Source organism: Streptomyces sp. NPDC048275 (assembly GCF_040652275.1).
Classification (GTDB): Bacteria; Actinomycetota; Actinomycetes; order Streptomycetales; family Streptomycetaceae; genus Streptomyces.
Window position 1 is genome coordinate 76,055 of the sequence record NZ_JBEZLR010000014.1, and the last position, 20,019, is coordinate 96,073.

Below are 20,019 nucleotides of genomic sequence, written 5' to 3' on the forward strand. Positions count from 1 at the left end.
CCAAGCATCAGTAAAAGAGATCTGACCTGCGCTTTTGGTCTTTCTTTTACTAAGCTCTTTACCTTTCCTTGGTGATTCGGGTACTGTCTTCCGTACGGAGGGGAGTACTCCCTACCTGCTGCGGCGTACCCGTCAATACGGATCTGGCCAGATCCCGGGGCGTCGGCCCATGGGCACTGGACGCATCACGCGTCACAGCCGTCCAGGGTGGAAGAGACCTCCGGTAGCGACGACGCTGAAATTTGCCGTTACGAACTGCCGGAGGCGCAGTGGAGGTTTCCCCGACCCTTTGGGTCCTGACGATCTTGGGCCTCGCCGCCCTCATCGCCATCGACTTTTTCATCGGCCGCAAGCCGCACGACGTATCGATCAAGGAAGCCGGAATCTGGACGATCGTCTGGATCGCCCTGGCCGGACTGTTCGGACTGGGACTGCTCGTCTTCTCCGGTGGCCAGCCCGCCGGCGAGTTCTTCGCGGGCTTCATCACCGAGAAGTCGCTGAGCGTGGACAACCTCTTCGTCTTCGTCCTGATCATGGCGAAGTTCGCGGTGCCCTCGCAGTACCAGCAGCGGGTGCTGCTCGTCGGCGTGCTCATAGCGCTCGTTCTGCGCGCGATCTTCATCGCCGCGGGCGCCGCGATCATCGCGAGTTTCGCGTGGATCTTCTACATCTTCGGTGCGTTCCTCCTCTACACCGCCTGGAAGCTGATCCAGGAGGCCCGAGCCGACAAGGAGGACGAGGAGTACGAGGAGAACCGTCTGCTGAAGGCCGCCGAGCAGCGCTTCGGCGTGGCCGACCGTTACCACGGCACCAAGTTGTGGATCCAGCAGAACGGCAAGCGCGTCATGACGCCGATGCTGGTCGTGATGCTCGCCATCGGCACCACGGACGTGCTCTTCGCGCTCGACTCCATACCCGCGATCTTCGGGCTGACCCAGGACCCGTACATCGTCTTCACGGCCAACGCGTTCGCGCTGATGGGTCTGCGCCAGCTGTACTTCCTGATCGGCGGCCTGCTCAAGAAGCTGGTCCACCTCAGCTACGGCCTGTCCGTCATCCTCGGCTTCATCGGCGTCAAGCTGGTGCTGCACGCGCTGCACGAATCCGGCGTCCACGTCCCCGAGATCTCCATCCCGGTCTCGCTCGGCGTGATCTGCGCGGTCCTCGTCATCACCACGATCACCAGCCTCATCGCCACCAAGAAGCAGGCGGCGGAAGGGGTCCTGGAGACCGACGGGACGCAGAAGGACAGCATCGACGTCTGACCCTCGTAGGAGCGGGAAGACGCGGACGCGACCGTCCCCAGGGAGCGGTGCACGGCGAAATTGCCGGGCACCGCTTCCGGCGCTCGCTCGGGCGCTGAGGGCTTCCGTCCTGGGGCATTCCGGCCTGCTGTCTCGTGGTGATCGAGTCCTGGCTGCCATCGGAATGCGGGGCCCGTCCATGCCTGCGACGATCGCTGCATGATCGCTCGGCTCCGGTCACCCGTGACGCACTGGACGACTGTCCTGCCCGTGGCCGCGGTGGTCCTGCTGGCCTTCACCTGGGGCCGTGACCTGCCTGGCGTGGTCGTCGTGCTGGTGACGCTCGTCCTGGCCGGGGCGGTGCTGGCCGCCGTCCACCACGCCGAAGTGATCGCGCACCGGGTCGGCGAACCCTTCGGTTCGCTTGTCCTCGCCGTCGCCGTCACGATCATCGAAGTGGCCCTCATCGTCACCCTGATGGCGGACGGCGGCGCCAAGAGCTCGACCCTGGCCCGCGACACGGTGTTCGCCGCCGTGATGATCACCTGCAACGGCATCGTCGGACTGTGCCTGCTCGTCGCCTCGCTGCGGCACGGGCTCGCCGTCTTCAACGCGGAGGGCACCGGCGCCGCCCTGGCGACCGTCGCGACGCTGGCCACGCTCAGCCTGGTCTTCCCGACCTTCACCACCAGCAAGCCGGGCCCGGAGTTCTCCACCGCCCAGCTCACCTTCGCCGCGCTCGCCTCACTCGTCCTGTACGGCCTCTTCGTGACGACCCAGACCGTCCGCCACCGCGACTACTTCCTGCCCATCACCCGCCAGGGCGAAGTGATCGATGTGGAGGACCACGCGGGCGCCCCGTCCGCCCGTACCGCCGGAATCAGCCTGGGGATGCTCGCCCTGGCCCTCGTCGGCGTGGTCGGCCTCGCCAAGGGCGTGTCGCCCACCATCGAGTCAGGCGTCGAGGCGGCAGGCATGCCGCACTCCGTGGTCGGCGTGATCATCGCACTGCTCGTGCTGCTCCCCGAGACCATCGCCGCCGTCCGGGCGGCCCGCCGCGACCGGGTGCAGACGAGCCTGAACCTTGCCCTCGGCTCGGCGATGGCCAGCATCGGCCTCACGATCCCCGCGGTGGCCCTGGCATCCATCTGGCTCTCCGGACCACTCGTGCTCGGCCTCGGCCCCACCCACATGGTGCTGCTCGCGCTGACCGTCGTGGTGAGCTCCCTGACGGTGGTTCCCGGGCGCGCGACCCCCCTCCAAGGAGGCGTCCATCTGGTGGTGTTCGCGGCGTATCTGGAGCTCGCGGTCAATCCCTAGTCGGCCCGATGGTCACTCAGTGGCCGGTGCGACCGCCAGACGGGGCACCGGGCGGGTCTCCGGCAGCAGCGCGAAGCACCCCAGACTGAGCAGCGCGACACCCGTCAGATACGCGGCCACACCCCAGGGAACCCGCTCTCCGTCGGCCAGCGCCGTCGCCACGAGAGGCGTGAGCGCGCCCCCGAGTACCCCGCCCAGGTTGTAGCCCACCGCCGCGCCCGTGCAGCGCACCCGAGGTTCGTACAACTCCGGCAGATACGCGGCGATCACGGCGAACATCGTGATGAACGCGAGCAGCGCCACAAGGAAGCCGAGGAACATCAGCAGAGGTTCGCCGGTCGACAGCAGCGCGACCATGGGGAACATCCACAGCGCCGCGCCGATACAGCCCGCCAGGCACAGCGGTCGCCGCCCGTAGCGGTCGCCGAGCAGGGCCACCAGCGGCGTCAGGGAACCCTTCACCACCACTGCTGCCATGATGCAGGCCAGCATCACGGTACGGCTCACACCGAGCCGTTCGACGCCGTAGGCCAGCGCCCAGGTCGTCACCGCGTAGAACACCGCGTAGCCGACCGCGAGTCCGCCGGCTGTCAGCAGAACGAGCCGCCAGTGATCGCGCGCCACCTCGACGAGCGGCACACGCGCATGGTCCCGCATCTCCAGAAATCGCGGACTCTCGGCGAGCGAGCTGCGCAGCCACAGCCCCGCCGCCGCGAGCACACCCGCGGCCCAGAACGGCACCCGCCATCCCCACGACGCGAACTGCGCGTCGGACAGCGTCGCCGACAACACCAGCATCACACCGTTGGCCAGAACGAACCCCAGCGATGGACCGATCTGCGGGAAGCTCGACCACAGCCCGCGCCGCTCGGCGGGCGCGTGCTCGGCGGTCAGCAGCACCGCCCCGCCCCACTCCCCGCCGAGCCCCAGCCCCTGCAGAAAACGCAGCACGAGAAGGAGCACGGGAGCGGCCGTACCGATCGATTCGTACGTCGGCACGAAGCCGACCGCGACGGTCGCCGCACCGGTCAGCAGCAGGGAGGCGACGAGCACCGGGCGCCGTCCGTGCCGGTCCCCGATGTGCCCGAACAGCACCGAACCGAGCGGGCGGGCGACAAACCCGACGCCGAACGTCGCGAAGGCCGCCAGCGTCCCCGCCAGCGGCGAGAACGTCGGGAAGAACAGCGGTCCGAGGACCAGCGCGGCAGCAGTCCCGTAGACGAAGAAGTCGTAGAACTCGATGGCCGTCCCCGCGAGCGAGGCTGCCGCGAGCCGGAGCATGGAAGGCGCCCTTACGGTGCGTACGTCGTGCATGCCGCGTCAACTACCCACGGTGACCACCGGTTACGGGGGCGCGTGGGTGCTCGGTTCCCTTTCGGCACGCGACTGCCGCGCGCCCGCGTCAGTACGTGACCGTGATGCGCCGGGAGGGGCCGTCCACGCGGATCGTGCCTCCGTAAGGGATGACGAACTGCGGATCGGTGTGACCGAAGTCCACATCGAGAACAACCATCATGCCCTGGGCATACATGTCGACGGCCCGGAGTACCGCCTCGTGCTGCTCCCGCACATAACGGGCCTTCGCTTCCGCGCCGTTGGGCCGCTCGAACGACCACGCCTTCGGGCGGCCCATCAGGAGGGCCGGGAAGCGCCGCAGCAGGCCGCGCTCACCCATGCTCCGAAGGATCCAGAAGACCTCGTCGGCCTTCGGCATGTCCTCCGAGGTCTCCAGGAACAGCACATGACCGTCGTACACGGAAGGGTCGGGCGCGATCTCGCGGTCGGCCATCAGCAGCCACGAAAGGATCTCGATGTTGCCACCCCAGGAGCGGGCCTCGATCACGCGGTCCGGGCGGTGCCAGGTCCATCCCCCACCCGGTTCAGTGGCCGGCTCGCGGTCGAAGGTCGCCGGATCCTCCCAGGGGCTGTTGACGTCGGTGAAGCGGTCGGCGGGGCGCAGTTCGTACGGACCGGAGGTGAACAGCGCGGCCCGCAGTGACTCAGCGGTCAGCGGGTCCAGGGCACCGGGGCGGCCGAGCTCGCACATCACGGAGCCGCCGTGGTAGCCGACGACTCCGGCGTTCCACAGGTAGGCGAGAAGGTTAGTGTTGTCGCTGACGCCGAAGAACGGCTTCGGGTTGTCGCGGATCAACTCCCGCTCCAGCAGCGGCAGCACGGTGATCTGGTCGTCGCCGCCGATGGACGAGATGACCGCCTTGATCGTCGGGTCGGCGAACGCCGCGTGGATGTCGTCGGCGCGTTCGCGCGGCGTCGCGCCCATCTTGCGGGTCGTCGGGTACTCGACCGGTTCGAGGCCGTACTCCGTGCGCAGCCGCTCCAAGCCCAGTTCGTACGGGAGCGGGAACAGACCCGGCAGCCCCGAGGACGGTGAGATCACCGCTATCCGGTCGCCCGACGAAGGCTTGGGAGGGTACGAGGGTGTCGTCATGGCGGGAGGGTACGGGCCGTCAGCGCCGCGCCGCACCGTGATAAACCGGGGTCTGAGCAGCGGTCCGAAAGGACCGGCAGAGGACCCGTCCTGAAAAGGACCGGCCGACCTGGAAGGACCGGAGGAACCGTGCCCCGCACCCTCGCCAACGCCCCGATCATGATTCTCAACGGGCCGAACCTGAACCTTCTCGGGCAACGGCAGCCGGAGATCTACGGTTCCGACACGCTCGCCGACGTCGAGGCCCTGTGTGCCAAGGCGGCGGCCGCGCACGGTGGCACGGCGGACTTCCGCCAGTCCAACCATGAGGGCGAGTTGGTGGACTGGATCCACGAGGCGCGCCTGAACCACGCCGGGATCGTGATCAACCCGGCCGCCTACTCACACACCTCCGTCGCCATCCTGGACGCGCTCAACACCTGTGACGGCCTGCCGGTGGTGGAAGTCCACATCTCCAACATTCACCAGCGCGAGGAGTTCCGGCACCACTCGTACGTCTCGCTGCGGGCCGACGGAGTCATCGCGGGGTGCGGTGTGCAGGGGTACGCGTTCGCGGTGGAGCGGGTCGCCGCGCTGGCGGGGACGGGGCAGGCGGAGGCGTAAGCGGACTCTGGAGGAACACCAGGTCGTTGAGCAGGGGCGGTACCTGGCGGCGCGCGGCCTGGGGGAGAACGACGTACCGCAGGGCCTGCCGATTGGTGAGGCCGAGCGAGCGGGGCGCGGCGCGCTGCAAGGGGTGGTTGGGCTCGATGCCCGCGCGGCCGGTCGCAGGCCGGCGAGCGTCCTGCCGGGGCCGTCGGCCGAGGGCGGGGATCGACAGGCCGACGGCCCGTTCCGCAACAGGAGCCGTCGTCCTGTGCGGGGCTGCCTCCAGTGGACTGCGGCACCGCGCGCGCCGGGAGCGCACGCGTGCCACCGGCGCGTGCGCTCGATTCACACGGGGCGCGCGTTCATGGACTTCACGCCCCCTGGTGCGTGGTCACCAGTCCCGTGGTCACCAGCCCCGTGGTCATCAGGCCGGTGGTCACCAGCCCCGTGCGTGCCACTCCGGCAGATGCGGGCGCTCCGCGCCCAGCGTCGTGTCGTTGCCGTGCCCCGGGTAGACCCAGGTCTCGTCCGGCAGCATCTCGAAGATCTTCGTCTCGACGTCGTGGATGAGACTGGCGAACGCCTTCGGGTCCTTGCGCGTGTTGCCCACACCGCCCGGGAAAAGACAGTCCCCTGTGAATACATGGGGGTGTCCGTGCGGGTCGTCGTAGACGAGCGCGATCGAGCCCGGCGTGTGCCCGACGAGATGGCGCGCGGTGAGCTCCACGCGCCCCACCCGGATCGTGTCGCCGTCGCCCACGAGGACGTCGGTCGGCACCGGGATGCCGTCGGCGTCGTCCCGGCCCGCGTAGGTGCGGGCGCCCGTGGCCGCCACGACCTCCGCGAGTGCCTGCCAATGGTCACCGTGCTGATGGGTGGTCACGACGGACGCGATGCTGTCGTCGCCGATCAGGGTGAGCAGCGTGCCGGCGTCGTTGGCCGCGTCGATCAGCAGTTGCTCGTCGGTGGCTCGACAGCGCAGCAGATAGGCGTTGTTGTTCATCGGGCCGACCGCGACCTTGGAGATCATCAGGTCCTGCAACTCGTGCACGTCGGCAGGTCCGCCGACCTTCACCGCTCCGCTGTACGTCATGACGGCAGCCTATAGCGGGGGGAGCTCTGGGAGTGGCCCGCCGTCGGTGCTCAGCCCCGAGCCGTCGCGGCGGCCGGAGAGCCAGCCGAGCAGGTCGGCCTGCCGGCCGGTGACGATGACCGGTTCGCCCTCGCGACGGCCGGAGGGGATCCGGCGCTTGTCGTCCTCCTCGATGACCAGGGCGGGCACGTCGGGGTGGCCGAGGAATCGTGAGGTGAGGAAGTCGATCTCGCGCCGGGTGAACTCGGCGGAGAGGTCCTCGAGCTCGTAGCCGATCCCCAGATCCACATGGTGCAGCTCGACCTCGATCCACCGCCGGAACGGAACCATGGCCGCGGTGTCCGTGACTCCGCCCCGCAGCTCCACCGTGCGCGACCAGTCCGCGGGCGCGGTCCCCGCCTCCTGGAAGCGGGCCGCGCTCTCGCGCACGTCCGTGACCTGTACGTTCAGGGGGCGCGGTGCGTCCCGCTCGATGTCGGCGTCGCGGGCGGCCCCGGAGACGTACATGGGGCGCCCCGCGAGGACGTTCACGAGCGCGTCCGCGTTGCGGGCGAGGTGGGCGAGGATGTGGCCGCGGCTCCAGCCGGGGAGCCGTGACGGCTCGGCCACGGCAGCGTTGTCCCATGCGGCGGCTGCGTTGAGCAGCCGTTCGGTCGCGTCACGTACAGACTCCAGGTCGCGCGCATGATCAATCATGAGGCCGACCCTAGTCCCGCCACACGTTCGGGTGAAGGTGGTCGGCCACCCCCGCAAATCGAATGTGCGTGCTATAGGCTCGAGCGTGGCGTCGGGCATGCTGGAAGGCCCGGGATTGTTGTGAACCAGGGAAAGCAACCGGCGCTGTCAGTGGCTCCCCCTAGTCTGAAAAGGACGGGGGCCCCGCCCCTGTCACTTCTCTCAAGAAAGGTGCGGACCGGCGTGGCCGACCGTCTCATCGTCCGTGGAGCGCGCGAGCACAATCTGAAGAATGTCTCGCTCGACCTCCCGCGCGACTCGCTCATCGTCTTCACGGGCCTGTCGGGGTCGGGCAAGTCCTCGCTGGCCTTCGACACGATCTTCGCCGAGGGGCAGCGGCGCTACGTGGAGTCGCTCTCCTCGTACGCCCGGCAGTTCCTCGGACAGATGGACAAGCCGGATGTCGACTTCATCGAAGGCCTCTCCCCGGCGGTCTCCATCGACCAGAAGTCGACCTCGCGCAACCCGCGCTCGACGGTCGGCACCATCACCGAGGTCTACGACTATCTGCGTCTGCTCTTCGCGCGCATCGGCAAGCCGCACTGTCCCGAGTGTGGCCGCTCCATCACGCGTCAGTCGCCGCAGGCCATCGTCGACAGGGTCCTGGAGCTGCCGGAGGGGAGTCGCTTCCAGGTGCTGTCGCCTTTGGTGCGCGAGCGCAAGGGTGAGTTCGTCGACCTGTTCGCCGATCTCCAGACCAAGGGGTACAGCCGGGCCCGGGTCGACGGCGAGACGATCCAGCTCGCCGAGCCGCCCACGCTCAAGAAGCAGGAGAAGCACACCATTGAGGTGGTCATCGACCGCCTCACCGTGAAGGACTCCGCCAAGCGCCGCCTCACCGACTCCGTGGAGACGGCCCTAGGCCTGTCCGGAGGCATGGTCGTGCTCGACTTCGTCGACCTCCCCGAGGACGACCCCGAGCGCGAGCGCATGTACTCGGAGCACCTGTACTGCCCGTACGACGACCTGTCCTTCGAGGAGCTGGAGCCCCGCTCCTTCTCCTTCAACTCGCCCTTCGGCGCCTGCCCCGAATGCACCGGTATCGGTACGCGCATGGAGGTCGACCCCGAGCTGATCGTCCCGGACGAGGACAAGTCCCTCGACGAGGGCGCCATCCACCCCTGGTCGCACGGGCACACCAAGGACTACTTCGGCCGCCTGATCGGCGCTCTCGCGGACGCGTTGGGATTCCGGACCGACATCCCCTTCGCCGGTCTGCCGCAGCGTGCCAAGAAGGCCCTGCTCCACGGCCACAAGACGCAGATCGAGGTGCGGTACCGCAACCGGTACGGGCGCGAGCGCGTCTACACCACGCCCTTCGAGGGCGCCGTCCCCTTCGTCAAGCGGCGGCACAGCGAGGCGGAGAGCGACGCCAGCCGCGAGCGCTTCGAGGGCTACATGCGCGAGGTGCCCTGCCCCACCTGTGAGGGCACGCGCCTCAAGCCGCTCATCCTCGCCGTCACCGTCATGGAGAAGTCGATCGCCGAGGTCTCCGCCATGTCGATCAGCGACTGCGCGGACTTCTTGGGCGAGCTGAAGCTCGACGCACGCGACAAGAAGATCGCCGAACGCGTCCTGAAGGAAGTCAACGAACGACTGCGCTTCCTGGTCGACGTCGGCCTCGACTACCTGTCGCTCAACCGCGCGGCCGGCACCCTCTCCGGCGGCGAGGCCCAGCGCATCCGCCTGGCCACCCAGATCGGCTCCGGACTCGTCGGCGTCCTGTACGTCCTCGACGAGCCCTCCATCGGCCTGCACCAGCGCGACAACCACCGCCTGATCGAGACCCTCGTCCGACTGCGCGACATGGGCAACACGCTCATCGTCGTCGAGCACGACGAGGACACCATCAAGGTCGCCGACTGGGTCGTCGACATCGGCCCCGGTGCGGGCGAGCACGGCGGCAAGGTCGTGCACAGCGGCCCCTTGAAGGAGCTGCTCGCCAACGCCGAGTCGATGACCGGACAGTACCTGTCGGGCAAGAAGGAGATCCCGCTCCCGGAACTCCGCCGCCCCACCGCCCCGGGGCGTCAGCTCACGGTGCACGGCGCCCGCGAGAACAACCTCCAGGACATCGACGTCTCCTTCCCCCTGGGCGTGCTCACCGCGGTCACCGGCGTCTCGGGCTCGGGCAAGTCGACCCTGGTGAACGACATCCTGTACACGCACCTGGCGCGCGAGCTCAACGGCGCACGGAGCGTCCCCGGGCGGCACACGCGCGTGGCGGGCGACGACCTCGTCGACAAGGTCGTGCACGTCGACCAGTCGCCCATCGGCCGCACCCCCCGGTCGAACCCGGCCACATACACCGGAGTCTTCGACCACGTCCGCAGGCTCTTCGCCGAGACGACCGAGGCGAAGGTGCGGGGCTACCTGCCCGGCCGCTTCTCCTTCAACGTCAAGGGCGGCCGCTGCGAGAACTGCTCCGGCGACGGCACCATCAAGATCGAGATGAACTTCCTGCCGGACGTGTACGTCCCCTGCGAGGTCTGCCACGGGGCGCGCTACAACCGGGAGACCTTGGAAGTCCACTACAAGGGCAAGTCCATCTCCGAGGTTCTCGACATGCCGATCGAGGAGGCCCTCGGCTTCTTCGAGGCCGTCCCGGCCATCGCCCGCCACCTGAGGACGCTCAACGACGTCGGTCTCGGCTACGTCCGGCTCGGCCAGTCCGCGCCGACGCTGTCCGGCGGTGAGGCCCAGCGCGTCAAGCTCGCGAGCGAGCTGCAGAAGCGCTCCACGGGCCGCACGGTGTACGTGCTGGACGAGCCGACCACCGGTCTGCACTTCGAGGACATCAGCAAGCTCATCACGGTGCTCTCCGGGCTGGTCGACAAGGGCAACACCGTCATCGTCATCGAGCACAACCTCGACGTCATCAAGACCGCCGACTGGGTCGTCGACATGGGCCCGGAGGGTGGCAACGGCGGCGGTCTCGTCGTCGCGGAGGGCACGCCCGAGCAGGTCGCCGGGGTTCCGGCCAGCCATACGGGCAAGTTCCTGCGCGAGATCCTGGGCGCCGACCGGATCAGCGACGCAGAGCCCGTGGAGGCCCCGCGCAAGACCGCGGCCAAGAAGGTGGCGGCGGCCAAGTCGACGGCCAAGCGGACGGCCACGAAGGCCGTCAACAACACGGACACGAAGAAGGCGGCAGCGGCCACGAAGAAGACGGCCACCAAGAAGGCAACGCCCGCGAAGAAGACCACACGGGCCGCCAAAGCCTGAACAGGCCGGACGCGCAGGGGCGAACCAGACCACGCGTACATGGCCTGACAAGTCCCAAGAAATACGGTGCCCCACGGGAACTCCCCGTGGGGCACCGTCCGTTCGCTGCGCCGGAACTCGCCCATCGCCTCGAACCCGGCGTGCTGGCGACTCGCCCGGGGCGCCGCGGGCCGTCAGCGGTTGATCCAACAGGCCGAACGGGCCTCAGAGGGCGCCGAGTTCAGCGGCGAACGGTGGTTCCGCGCCCGCTCGTGAGCAGGTGATCGCCGCCGCGCGCGCCGCGAACCGCAGCAAGTCGGTCCAGCCCTCGGGGCCCAGGCCGGCCAGTGCCTCCGGAGACAGTGCGTCCCGCGCGGCGAGGCCGTGCAGCAGGGCCGCGTTCACCGTGTCGCCGGCGCCGATCGTGTCCACGACCTCGACCGGTTCGCCGGGCACGGGGTGGACGGCGCCGTCGCGGGTGAACACCGTCAGGCCGTCGCCGCCGTGAGTGATCACGACGGCCGAGGGGCCGGACGCCAGCCACTCACGCGGGGTGCCGCCCAGCCACTGAGCGTCCTCCTCGGAGAGCTTGAGCAGTGACACCGACGGCAACCAGCTCTTGAAGCGGGCCCGGTAGGCGTCCGCGTCGGGGATCAGCCCGGCTCGGATGTTCGGGTCGAGTGCGGTGAACACGCCGCGCGCGGCGGCGGTCCGCATCAGCTCCTCATACGCGCTCGCGCCGGGCTCCAGGACAAGCGAACAGGTACCGAAGGACACCGCCCTGGTGCCGTCCGGGAGACGGTCCGGCGTCGCGAACAGGCGGTCCGCCGTGCCCTCGACGTAGAAGGAGTACGCGGCCGAGCCGTCCGCGCCGATGGAGGCGACCGCGAGGGTCGTCGGCTCCGTACCGCGCTGCACGGCGGACACATCGACGCCCGCCTCGCGCAGCCCGCCCAGGAGCGCCTCGCCGAAGGCGTCGTGCGAGACCCGGGAGCAGAAGGCGGTGGGGGAGCCGAGTCGGCCCAGTGCCACAGCCGTGTTGTACGGTCCGCCGCCGCGCGCGGGCCGCAGACTCACGAGCGCGCCCGCGCCCTGTGGTACCAGGTCGATCAGGGCCTCACCGGCGACGACGATCACGACATGGGTCCTTTCGTGGGGCTCTGGATGCTCTGGATGTTCCGGAGGGGCTCGGGGGTCCGGGCGTACCGGGAGATGTCGGCGCAGCCGCACGAGGTGCGGTGGACGAAGGTGCAGGGGAGTCGCACGGTTCGGGCGGGGCGGTGCGGAGCTGCCAGCCGTTCCAGGAGCAGTCGCACCGCCTGCGCCCCGATCTCCCTGCCGGGCTGGGAGATCGCGGTCAACCGGGGTGTGAACAGGTCCGCCCAGGCGAAGTCGTCGAAGCAGCACAGCGCCAGGTCGTCCGGCACGGACAGACCGCGCTCGCGCAGGGCACGCAGGGCGCCGATGGTCATCACGTTGTTCGCGGTGACGAGCGCGGTCGGAGGCACCGCGAGGGAGAGCAGGCCGCCGGTGGCACGCTCGGCGGCCTCCTCCTCGGAGTCGCCGTGCGCCACGAGCCGTTCGTCGTAGGGGAATCCGGCGCTCGCGAGGCCGTGGCGGTAGCCGGAGATCCGCTCGGTCGTGGTACTGAGCCCGGGCCGGCCCGCGATCAGTCCGATGCGCCGGTGGCCCCGTTCGGCGAGGTGGGTGACGAGCTGCGCCATGGCCTCGGCGTTCTGGGCGCAGATCTGGTCGAAGCGGAAGGGGCGGTCGGCCGGGGCGTCGACCAGTCGGTCCAGGACCACGGTCGGCACGGCGTGCTGCCCGAGGTAGTTCAGGAGCGCCTCCGGATCGGCCGAGGGCGCGACGATCATGCCGTCGACGCGTCGCTCATGCAGCAGTTGGACGACCTTCCGCTCGTGGTGCGGGTCGTCGTGCGGGTCGGCGATGAGCAGGCCGTAGCCACGCTCCAGAGCGCCGGCCTCGACGCCCTGCAAGATCTCCGTGAAGTACGGGTTGCTGATCGCCGACACCGCGAGCCCGATGGACCGGGTCCGTGCGGTGACCAGCGAACGGGCCAGGGCGTTGGGTGTGTAGCCGAGCGCGTCGATGGCGTCGAGGACGGCTTGGCGCGTGTGGGGCAGCACGGGGCGCGTGTTGTTGAGCACGTGTGAGACGGTCGCCACGGACACCCCCGCCCGCGCCGCCACATCGACCATCGTTGCCATCGCTCCGCCTCTCCCCGGGGCCCTTCCCAGGCGGGAACCTATCGCATGAGGCGACGGACGTAAACGCTTGCGCAAACGTTTACGTCGACTGCGCCCTGCCCCCTGCCGCCCCCGCCCCCACCTGTCCTCTTCACCGACACACCCACTCAAAGCGGAATGACCCGTACCGGTATCGTCGACGTGCACCGGCGTCAACCTGTGGAGGCACCATGCCTGGCCGTCGTACCGTCCTGCGAGGAGCGGCGCTCACCCCGATCGCCGGGATCGCCCTCACCGCATGCGCCGGATCCGGCGGTGGCGGGACTCCGGCGAAGCCGACCGCGCCCGTCGAGCTGGGCGCGGAGAGTGAGATCGCCAAGGGCGGTGCCAAGCTGTACCGGGAGCAGAACGTCGTGGTCAGCCGCGCCGAGAACGGTTCCCTCAAGGCATTCAGCTCGATCTGCACGCACGCCGGCTGCGCCATCAACAAGCTTCAGGGCGCCACGCTGAGCTGCCCGTGCCACGGCAGCGAGTTCGACGCGGCGACGGGAAAGGTGCTGCAGGCGCCGGCCACCGTCCCACTGGAGGAGCTGTCCGTGGAGGCGAAGGGCGGGAAGATCATCGTGGGTCCGGGCGCCTGACCGGGGCCGTCGGCGGGCCGGCGACGCGACGGAAACCGGAAGCGGTCAGTCCCAGTCCCAACTGATCCCCACGATGCCCGACCGGACCCGCGGTTCGACGAGATGCACCGAACGATGGCTCCCGCTCAGCGTCAGCTCCTGGCGGCCGCTGCGTGGTGCCGCCGGCGAGTGCTGCGTGAACCGGTGGCAGCGCAGGGGCAGCGTCTCCTCGGCGAACCGCACCTGGAGCGCGTACTGCCCGCCCGCGAAGCCGAACCCGCGTACGTACTCGCTGGATGCACCGGCCGTGCCGTCCTCGAAGCCGTAGCGGAAGAGGAAGGTGTCGCCCGCGCGCAGCCGCGTGTCGAAGAGCAGCTCGGCCACCAGTAGTCCGGTGTCGTGGTGCCAACGCATGCGCCCCGTGCGGCAGTTCTCCATGGCGCGGACCTCTGTCCGTTCCGGAGCGCATCCGGGGTCGCCGTGGTGGATGGCCACATAGCGGTCCACGCCGTCCTTGTGGGCGCGCACGATGTGGTGCGACTCACGCGCCAGCAACTCGCGATGCGCGCCGATCCGTACGAGCTCGTGGTGGCCGAGGGTGTGCAGCCCCCCGTCGAGTGATGACTCCAGCTCGGCCAGGAACTGTTCCAGGACGCCGGAGGCCTCCACGAACGAGCGGTACGAGCGGCCCGTGGGGTGCTGCAGGTCGGAGCGTTCGTCCGCCTTGGCGAGCAGCCGGATCAGCGACTCGTCCGGGAGCTGGAGGATCTCCTCCAGGGCGCGTACGGCGCGCAGCGACTCGGGGCGCTGTGGGCGCCGGGCGCCCTGCTGCCAGTAGCTCAGGCTCGTCACCCCGACCGTGACGCCGTGCCGCGACAGATGGTGCTGTACCCGCTGGAGGGGCAGACCGCGTGCGGCGATCGCGGCGCGCAGCGCGACATGGAAGGGGCCGCCCGCCAGGGCCGTCTCCAGTTCCGCCGTGGCGATGTCCGCGTGCTGTGTGCCGTGGCGCATGCGGGGACCTTTCTGTGAATGTTCGCAACGGCTGGTCGGACCGTCGGTTTGCGGCTCGTCGGGGGCGCGTGGTCGGCGCGCGGGGTGCACGGCCCCGAGTCCCCCGCATTGAAGCGTGTTGACCAAGCCCCGACAACACCTGATGCTCAACATGCTCGACTGCACCATCCGTACGCGCCGTCGCCGCCTCTCGCGGGTGCGGGAGCCGGTGTCCACAGGCGGGCCGGGAGGCCGTCGCGGTGTCAGTCCTCGCCAGTAGGGTGTGAGACATGGCCGACCCCTCCAGCTACCGCCCCAAGCCGGGACAGATCCCGGACTCTCCCGGGGTGTACAGATTCCGCGACGAGCACCGCCGGGTGATCTACGTCGGAAAGGCGAAAAGCCTGCGCCAGCGCCTGGCGAGCTACTTCCAGGACCTGACGAACCTCCACCCGCGCACCCGCACCATGGTCACCACGGCCGCGTCCGTGGAGTGGACGGTGGTGTCCACGGAGGTCGAGGCCCTTCAGCTGGAATACTCCTGGATCAAGGAGTACGACCCCCGGTTCAACGTCAAGTACCGCGACGACAAGAGCTATCCGTATCTCGCGGTGACGATGAACGAGGAGTTCCCGCGCGTGCAGGTGATGCGCGGCCACAAGCGCAAGGGCGTGCGCTATTTCGGTCCGTACGGGCACGCGTGGGCGATCCGCGACACCGTGGATCTGCTGCTGCGCGTCTTCCCCGTCCGCACCTGCTCGGCCGGCGTGTTCAAGAACGCCGCCCGTACCGGCCGCCCCTGCCTCCTCGGCTACATCGGCAAGTGCTCGGCCCCGTGCGTCGGACGTGTCTCCGACGGGGAACACCGTGAACTGGCCGAGGAGTTCTGCGACTTCATGGCCGGCCGTACGGGGACGTACATCCGCCGTCTCGAGAAGCAGATGACGGACGCGGCCGAGGAGATGGAGTACGAGCGGGCCGCCCGTCTGCGCGACGACATAGAGGCCCTCAAGAAGGCCATGGAGAAGAACGCGGTCGTGCTCGCCGACGCGACCGACGCCGACCTGATCGCCGTCGCCGAGGACGAGCTGGAAGCCGCTGTGCAGATCTTCCATGTGCGCGGTGGCCGGGTGCGCGGCCAGCGCGGCTGGGTCACCGACAAAGTCGAGGCCGTCACCACCGGTGACCTCGTCGAGCACGCGCTCCAGCAGCTCTACGGGGAGGAGAAGGGCGACTCCGTTCCCAAGGAGGTGCTCGTCCCGGCGCTGCCCGAGCCCGTGGAGCCGGTCCAGGAGTGGCTGACCGAGCGCCGTGGGTCGAATGTCTCCCTCCGTATCCCGCAGCGCGGCGACAAGAAGGCGCTCATGGAGACCGTGCGGCGCAACGCGCTCCAGTCGCTCGCCCTGCACAAGACCAAGCGCGCCTCCGACCTGACCACCCGCTCGCGCGCCCTGGAAGAGATCGCCGAGGCCCTCGACCTGGACAGCGCCCCGCTCAGGATCGAGTGCTACGACATCTCGCACCTCCAGGGCGACGACGTCGTGGCGTCGATGGTCGTCTTCGAGGACGGCCTCCAGCGCAAGAGCGAATACCGGCGCTTCCAGATCAAGAGCTTCGAAGGCCAGGACGACGTCCGGTCCATGCACGAGGTGATCGGCCGCCGCTTCAAGCGCTACCTCGCCGAGAAGGAGAAGACGGGCGAGTGGACGGACGGCGAGAACGCCCTCACTGAGGACGACGGCCGCCCCAAGCGCTTCGCGTACCCTCCGCAGCTCGTCGTCGTCGACGGCGGTCAGCCCCAGGTCGCGGCGGCCAAGAAGGCCCTCGACGAGCTGGGTATCGACGACATCGCCGTCTGCGGCCTCGCCAAGCGGCTGGAAGAGGTCTGGCTGCCGGACGAGGACGACCCGGTGGTCCTGCCCCGCACCAGCGAGGGGCTGTACCTGCTCCAGCGGGTCCGGGACGAGGCCCACCGCTTCGCCATCACCTACCAGCGCACCAAGCGGGCCAAGCGCTTCAAGACAAGCCCGCTGGACGAGGTACCGGGCCTCGGTGAGACCCGTAAGCAGGCGTTGATCAAGCATTTCGGCTCAGTGAAAAGGCTGCGATCCGCGACGATCGACCAGATCTGCGAGATTCCCGGCATAGGCCGCAAGACGGCCGAGGCCATCGCCGTGGCCCTCGCCCAGGCGGCTCCGGCCGCACCCGCCGTGAACACGGCGACTGGAGAGATCATGGAAGACGAGGAGCCCGGGACGACGACGGGCTCCCGAGAGGAGCTCGCGTCCGCGGGCGCCTCGGACGAGCGACGGGGGCAGGAGACATGAGCGACAACGGACGACCAGAAAGCCCAGAACAGACCGAACGGCAGGCCGAACAGCAGACCGAAGCACCGGCCGAAGAGCAGACCGAACAACAGGCCGAAGGGCGGACCGAACAACAGTCCGCCGAAGGAACGCAGGGGGATACGACGATGGAGACGGCCGGAGTGCCCGATGCCGCCATCCCCGAGCTGGTGATCATCTCCGGGATGTCCGGAGCGGGCCGGTCGACGGCCGCCAAGTGTCTGGAGGACCTCGGCTGGTTCGTCGTCGACAACCTGCCGCCCGCACTGATCCCCACCATGGTGGAACTCGGTGCCCGTTCCCAGGGCAACGTCGCCAGGATCGCGGTCGTCGTCGACGTACGCGGCCGCCGCTTCTTCGACAACCTCCGCGAGTCCCTCGCCGATCTGGAGTCGAAGAACGTCACCCGGCGGATCGTCTTCCTGGAGTCCTCCGACGACGCCCTGGTGCGCCGCTTCGAGTCCGTGCGCCGCCCGCACCCCCTCCAGGGCGACGGCCGTATCGTCGACGGCATCGACGCCGAGCGGGAGCTGCTGCGCGAGCTGCGCGGCGACGCCGACCTGGTCATCGACACCTCCAGCCTGAACGTGCACGAGCTGCGCGCCAAGATGGATGCCCAGTTCGCGGGCGAGGAGGAGCCCGAGCTGCGGGCCACGGTCATGTCCTTCGGGTTCAAGTACGGCCTCCCGGTCGACGCCGACCTGGTCGTGGACATGCGCTTCCTGCCCAATCCGCACTGGGTCCCGGAGCTGCGCCCCTACAGCGGCCTCAACGAGGAGGTCGCGGCCTATGTCTTCAACCAGCCCGGTGCCAAGGAGTTCCTCGACCGCTACGCCGAGCTGCTCCAGCTCATCGCGGCCGGATACCGGCGCGAGGGCAAGCGCTATGTGACCATCGCGGTCGGCTGCACCGGTGGCAAGCACCGCTCGGTCGCCACGTCCGAGAAGCTGGCCGCACGCCTCGCCTCGCAGGGCGTGGAGACCGTGGTCGTACACCGGGACATGGGGCGCGAGTGACCGGACGAGCCGCACTGCGGCTGAGCAGGCTGCGCGGGTTGTCCCCCGAGGGACGCGGCACCAAGCCCGTCGAGGCGCGCGGCGGGAAGCCGCGCCGCCGGGGCGCCCAGCCCAAGGTCGTCGCCCTGGGCGGCGGCATGGGACTGTCCGCCTCGCTCGCCGCGCTGCGCCGGATCACCGGCGATCTCACCGCCGTCGTCACCGTGGCCGACGACGGCGGTTCCAGCGGGCGCCTGCGCGACGAGCTGGGTGTGCTCCCGCCCGGTGACCTGCGCAAGGCCCTGGCCGCGCTGTGCGGCGACGACGACTGGGGCCAGACCTGGTCCCGCGTCATCCAGCACCGTTTCGAGTCCAAGGGCGACCTGCACCAGCACGCGGTCGGCAATCTGCTGATCGTCGCCCTGTGGGAGCAGCTGGGCGACCACGTCCAGGCCCTGGACCTGGTCGGCAAGCTGCTGGGCGCGCACGGTCGCGTGCTGCCCATGTCCGCCGTACCCCTGGAGCTCCAGGCTCTGGTCAAGGGGCACGACCCGGAGCGGCCCGAGGGCGTCGAGACGGTACGGGGCCAGGCCACCGTGGCGCTCACGCCCGGCGAGGTGCAGTCCGTGCACGTCGTGCCGCACGACCCGCCCGCCGTCCCCGAGGCCGTCGCGGCGGTCCTCGACGCGGACTGGGTGGTGCTCGGCCCCGGCTCCTGGTTCTCCTCGGTGATCCCGCACCTGCTGGTGCCCGAGTTGCTGGACGCCCTCACCCAGACGAAGGCCCGCCGGGTACTCTCCCTGAACCTCGCCCCGCAGCCCGGAGAAACCGAGGGCTTCTCCCCGCAGCGTCATTTGGAGGTTTTGGGACGACACGCCCCTAAACTCGCCCTGGACGTGGTGCTGGCCGACGAGGCCGCCGTGCCCGACCGCGACTCACTCACCGACGCCGCCCAGCGGTTCGGCGCCGCGGTCGAGCTGGCGCCGGTGGCCCGGACCGACGGTAGCCCGAGGCACGACCCGGAGCTGTTGGCCGCCGCGTACGACCGTATTTTTCGGATGCATGGAAGGATCGGCCCATGGCGATGACGGCAGCGGTGAAGGACGAGATCTCCCGGCTCCCCGTCACCCGGACCTGCTGCAGAAAGGCGGAGGTCTCCGCCATTCTGCGGTTCGCCGGCGGCCTTCACCTGGTGAGCGGCCGGATCGTGATCGAGGCGGAGCTGGACACCGCGATGGCGGCGCGCCGGCTGAAGCGGGACATCCTGGAGATCTTCGGCCACAGCTCCGAACTGATCGTGATGGCGCCCGGCGGACTGCGCCGCGGCTCGCGTTACGTCGTACGCGTCGTCGCGGGCGGTGACCAGTTGGCCCGCCAGACGGGGCTCGTGGACGGCCGTGGACGCCCGATCCGGGGCCTCCCGCCGCAGGTGGTCTCGGGGGCCACCTGCGACGCCGAGGCGGCCTGGCGCGGGGCCTTCCTGGCGCACGGCTCGCTCACCGAGCCCGGCCGTTCCTCCTCGCTCGAGGTGACCTGCCCGGGCCCGGAGGCCGCGCTCGCGCTGGTCGGCGCCGCGCGGCGGCTGTCGATCGCCGCGAAGGCCCGCGAGGTGCGCGGCGTGGACCGTGTGGTGGTGCGGGACGGAGACGCGATCGGGGCGCTGCTGACCCGGCTGGGCGCGCACGAGTCGGTGCTGGCCTGGGAGGAGCGGCGGATGCGCCGCGAGGTCCGCGCCACGGCGAACCGGCTGGCCAACTTCGACGACGCCAACCTGCGCCGCTCGGCCCGCGCCGCCGTCGCCGCCGGGGCCCGCGTGCAGCGCGCGCTGGAGATCCTCGCCGATGAGGTGCCGGAGCACCTCGCGGCGGCCGGACGGCTGCGCATGGAGCACAAGCAGGCCTCCCTGGAGGAGCTGGGCGCGCTCGCCGACCCGCCGCTGACCAAGGACGCCGTCGCCGGCCGGATCCGCCGGCTGCTGGCGATGGCCGACAAGCGGGCCCAGGACCTGGGCATCCCCGGGACGGAGTCGAACCTCTCCGAGGAGATGGCGGACAACCTCGCAGGTTGATCGCCCAGATGGAGCAGTCGAGCTCAACACGCCGGTGTCGATGTCCAATTGGGACATCGGCATCCGTGTTTGCCTGACGGTGAGGCGCCCTTGACTTGACCATGAAGTGTCATGAGCCTGGCATCTGTTCGCTGCTGTGGCGGACTAATGCAAGGGGG

The 20,019-nt window shown here is 69.6% G+C and carries 16 protein-coding genes and 1 pseudogene; 9 read left to right on the forward strand and 8 right to left on the reverse strand.

Annotated features, from left to right (window positions below; all coding sequences use genetic code 11):
• Window positions 1–269 precede the first annotated feature (269 nt).
• Together AB0D57_RS11750 and AB0D57_RS11755 are read left to right on the forward strand one after the other, a co-directional pair.
• Entirely contained in the window at window positions 270–1,265 is a 996-nt protein-coding gene (locus AB0D57_RS11750; protein ID WP_362070539.1) for a TerC family protein, read from the forward strand.
• Window positions 1,266–1,463: 198 nt separating this feature from the next.
• Window positions 1,464–2,564 carry an ionic transporter y4hA gene (locus AB0D57_RS11755; RefSeq protein WP_362070541.1) on the forward strand — a complete coding sequence of 367 codons (1,101 nt, stop codon included), beginning with the start codon at window positions 1,464–1,466 and terminating at the stop codon, window positions 2,562–2,564.
• Between the two features lie 12 nt (window positions 2,565–2,576).
• On the opposite strand, the gene AB0D57_RS11760 is transcribed toward AB0D57_RS11755, so the two are convergent.
• Both AB0D57_RS11760 and AB0D57_RS11765 read right to left on the reverse strand, forming a co-directional pair.
• The gene (locus tag AB0D57_RS11760) at window positions 2,577–3,878 is read right to left on the reverse strand and encodes an MFS transporter (RefSeq protein ID WP_362070543.1); all 1,302 of its coding nucleotides are present in this window, start codon (window positions 3,876–3,878) and stop codon (window positions 2,577–2,579) included.
• 88 nt (window positions 3,879–3,966) lie between these two features.
• Window positions 3,967–5,013: a S66 peptidase family protein gene (locus AB0D57_RS11765; RefSeq protein ID WP_362070545.1), complete on the reverse strand. Its 1,047-nt coding sequence runs from the start codon at window positions 5,011–5,013 to the stop codon at window positions 3,967–3,969.
• Between the two features lie 129 nt (window positions 5,014–5,142).
• Between AB0D57_RS11765 and aroQ the strand changes: the two genes are divergently transcribed.
• On the forward strand, window positions 5,143–5,616 hold the full coding sequence (aroQ, locus tag AB0D57_RS11770; RefSeq protein ID WP_362070547.1) for a type II 3-dehydroquinate dehydratase: 474 nt from the start codon (window positions 5,143–5,145) through the stop codon (window positions 5,614–5,616).
• Window positions 5,617–5,623: 7 nt separating this feature from the next.
• Here the strand turns inward: aroQ and AB0D57_RS11775 are convergent.
• The 3 genes and pseudogenes from AB0D57_RS11775 to AB0D57_RS11785 all read right to left on the reverse strand — a co-directional run.
• A pseudogene (locus AB0D57_RS11775) lies at window positions 5,624–5,773 on the reverse strand (amino acid ABC transporter permease); the annotation flags it as partial.
• Window positions 5,774–6,037: 264 nt separating this feature from the next.
• Window positions 6,038–6,694 (reverse strand): MBL fold metallo-hydrolase, encoded by a 657-nt coding sequence (locus AB0D57_RS11780; protein ID WP_362070549.1) that lies wholly within the window; start codon window positions 6,692–6,694, stop codon window positions 6,038–6,040.
• A 9-nt stretch (window positions 6,695–6,703) separates the two neighbouring features.
• Window positions 6,704–7,390 (reverse strand): maleylpyruvate isomerase family mycothiol-dependent enzyme, encoded by a 687-nt coding sequence (locus AB0D57_RS11785; RefSeq protein WP_362070551.1) that lies wholly within the window; start codon window positions 7,388–7,390, stop codon window positions 6,704–6,706.
• Between the two features lie 222 nt (window positions 7,391–7,612).
• Between AB0D57_RS11785 and uvrA the strand changes: the two genes are divergently transcribed.
• Window positions 7,613–10,654 (forward strand): excinuclease ABC subunit UvrA, encoded by a 3,042-nt coding sequence (gene uvrA, locus AB0D57_RS11790; RefSeq protein WP_362070553.1) that lies wholly within the window; start codon window positions 7,613–7,615, stop codon window positions 10,652–10,654.
• A 204-nt stretch (window positions 10,655–10,858) separates the two neighbouring features.
• Here the strand turns inward: uvrA and AB0D57_RS11795 are convergent, their stop codons facing one another.
• Together AB0D57_RS11795 and AB0D57_RS11800 are read right to left on the reverse strand one after the other, a co-directional pair.
• Window positions 10,859–11,770 (reverse strand): carbohydrate kinase, encoded by a 912-nt coding sequence (locus tag AB0D57_RS11795; RefSeq protein ID WP_362070555.1) that lies wholly within the window; start codon window positions 11,768–11,770, stop codon window positions 10,859–10,861.
• Window positions 11,767–12,861, reverse strand: a complete 1,095-nt coding sequence (locus AB0D57_RS11800; protein ID WP_362070557.1) for a LacI family DNA-binding transcriptional regulator — start codon at window positions 12,859–12,861, stop codon at window positions 11,767–11,769. The genes AB0D57_RS11795 and AB0D57_RS11800 overlap by 4 nt, the downstream gene beginning before the upstream one ends.
• A gap of 209 nt (window positions 12,862–13,070) precedes the next feature.
• Between AB0D57_RS11800 and AB0D57_RS11805 the strand changes: the two genes are divergently transcribed.
• Window positions 13,071–13,481 carry a Rieske (2Fe-2S) protein gene (locus AB0D57_RS11805; protein WP_362070559.1) on the forward strand — a complete coding sequence of 137 codons (411 nt, stop codon included), beginning with the start codon at window positions 13,071–13,073 and terminating at the stop codon, window positions 13,479–13,481.
• A gap of 45 nt (window positions 13,482–13,526) precedes the next feature.
• On the opposite strand, the gene AB0D57_RS11810 is transcribed toward AB0D57_RS11805, so the two are convergent.
• Window positions 13,527–14,474: a hypothetical protein gene (locus AB0D57_RS11810; protein WP_362070561.1), complete on the reverse strand. Its 948-nt coding sequence runs from the start codon at window positions 14,472–14,474 to the stop codon at window positions 13,527–13,529.
• A 269-nt stretch (window positions 14,475–14,743) separates the two neighbouring features.
• Here AB0D57_RS11810 and uvrC point away from each other — a divergent pair, with 269 nt between their 5' ends.
• From uvrC to whiA, 4 genes are read left to right on the forward strand one after another with little or no spacing between them, the layout of a single operon-like run.
• The gene (uvrC, locus tag AB0D57_RS11815; protein WP_362070563.1) at window positions 14,744–16,780 is read left to right on the forward strand and encodes an excinuclease ABC subunit UvrC; all 2,037 of its coding nucleotides are present in this window, start codon (window positions 14,744–14,746) and stop codon (window positions 16,778–16,780) included.
• On the forward strand, window positions 16,777–17,814 hold the full coding sequence (rapZ, locus tag AB0D57_RS11820) for an RNase adapter RapZ (RefSeq protein ID WP_362070565.1): 1,038 nt from the start codon (window positions 16,777–16,779) through the stop codon (window positions 17,812–17,814). Before uvrC ends, rapZ begins: the two co-directional genes overlap by 4 nt.
• On the forward strand, window positions 17,811–18,881 hold the full coding sequence (gene yvcK / locus AB0D57_RS11825) for a uridine diphosphate-N-acetylglucosamine-binding protein YvcK (protein ID WP_362070567.1): 1,071 nt from the start codon (window positions 17,811–17,813) through the stop codon (window positions 18,879–18,881). Before rapZ ends, yvcK begins: the two co-directional genes overlap by 4 nt.
• Window positions 18,872–19,861: a DNA-binding protein WhiA gene (whiA, locus tag AB0D57_RS11830; RefSeq protein ID WP_266757464.1), complete on the forward strand. Its 990-nt coding sequence runs from the start codon at window positions 18,872–18,874 to the stop codon at window positions 19,859–19,861. The genes yvcK and whiA overlap by 10 nt, the downstream gene beginning before the upstream one ends.
• Window positions 19,862–20,019 lie beyond the last annotated feature (158 nt).

Coding starts and splice junctions, on each gene's coding strand:
- AB0D57_RS11755 (WP_362070541.1), top strand. CDS start 1,464: ATGATCGCTCGGCTCCGGTCACCCGTGACGCACTGGACGACTGTCCTG.
- AB0D57_RS11760 (WP_362070543.1), bottom strand. CDS start 3,878: ATGCACGACGTACGCACCGTAAGGGCGCCTTCCATGCTCCGGCTCGCG.
- AB0D57_RS11765 (WP_362070545.1), bottom strand. CDS start 5,013: ATGACGACACCCTCGTACCCTCCCAAGCCTTCGTCGGGCGACCGGATA.
- AB0D57_RS11780 (WP_362070549.1), bottom strand. CDS start 6,694: ATGACGTACAGCGGAGCGGTGAAGGTCGGCGGACCTGCCGACGTGCAC.
- AB0D57_RS11785 (WP_362070551.1), bottom strand. CDS start 7,390: ATGATTGATCATGCGCGCGACCTGGAGTCTGTACGTGACGCGACCGAA.
- AB0D57_RS11800 (WP_362070557.1), bottom strand. CDS start 12,861: ATGGCAACGATGGTCGATGTGGCGGCGCGGGCGGGGGTGTCCGTGGCG.
- AB0D57_RS11805 (WP_362070559.1), top strand. CDS start 13,071: ATGCCTGGCCGTCGTACCGTCCTGCGAGGAGCGGCGCTCACCCCGATC.
- AB0D57_RS11810 (WP_362070561.1), bottom strand. CDS start 14,474: ATGCGCCACGGCACACAGCACGCGGACATCGCCACGGCGGAACTGGAG.
- uvrC (WP_362070563.1), top strand. CDS start 14,744: ATGGCCGACCCCTCCAGCTACCGCCCCAAGCCGGGACAGATCCCGGAC.
- rapZ (WP_362070565.1), top strand. CDS start 16,777: ATGAGCGACAACGGACGACCAGAAAGCCCAGAACAGACCGAACGGCAG.
- whiA (WP_266757464.1), top strand. CDS start 18,872: ATGGCGATGACGGCAGCGGTGAAGGACGAGATCTCCCGGCTCCCCGTC.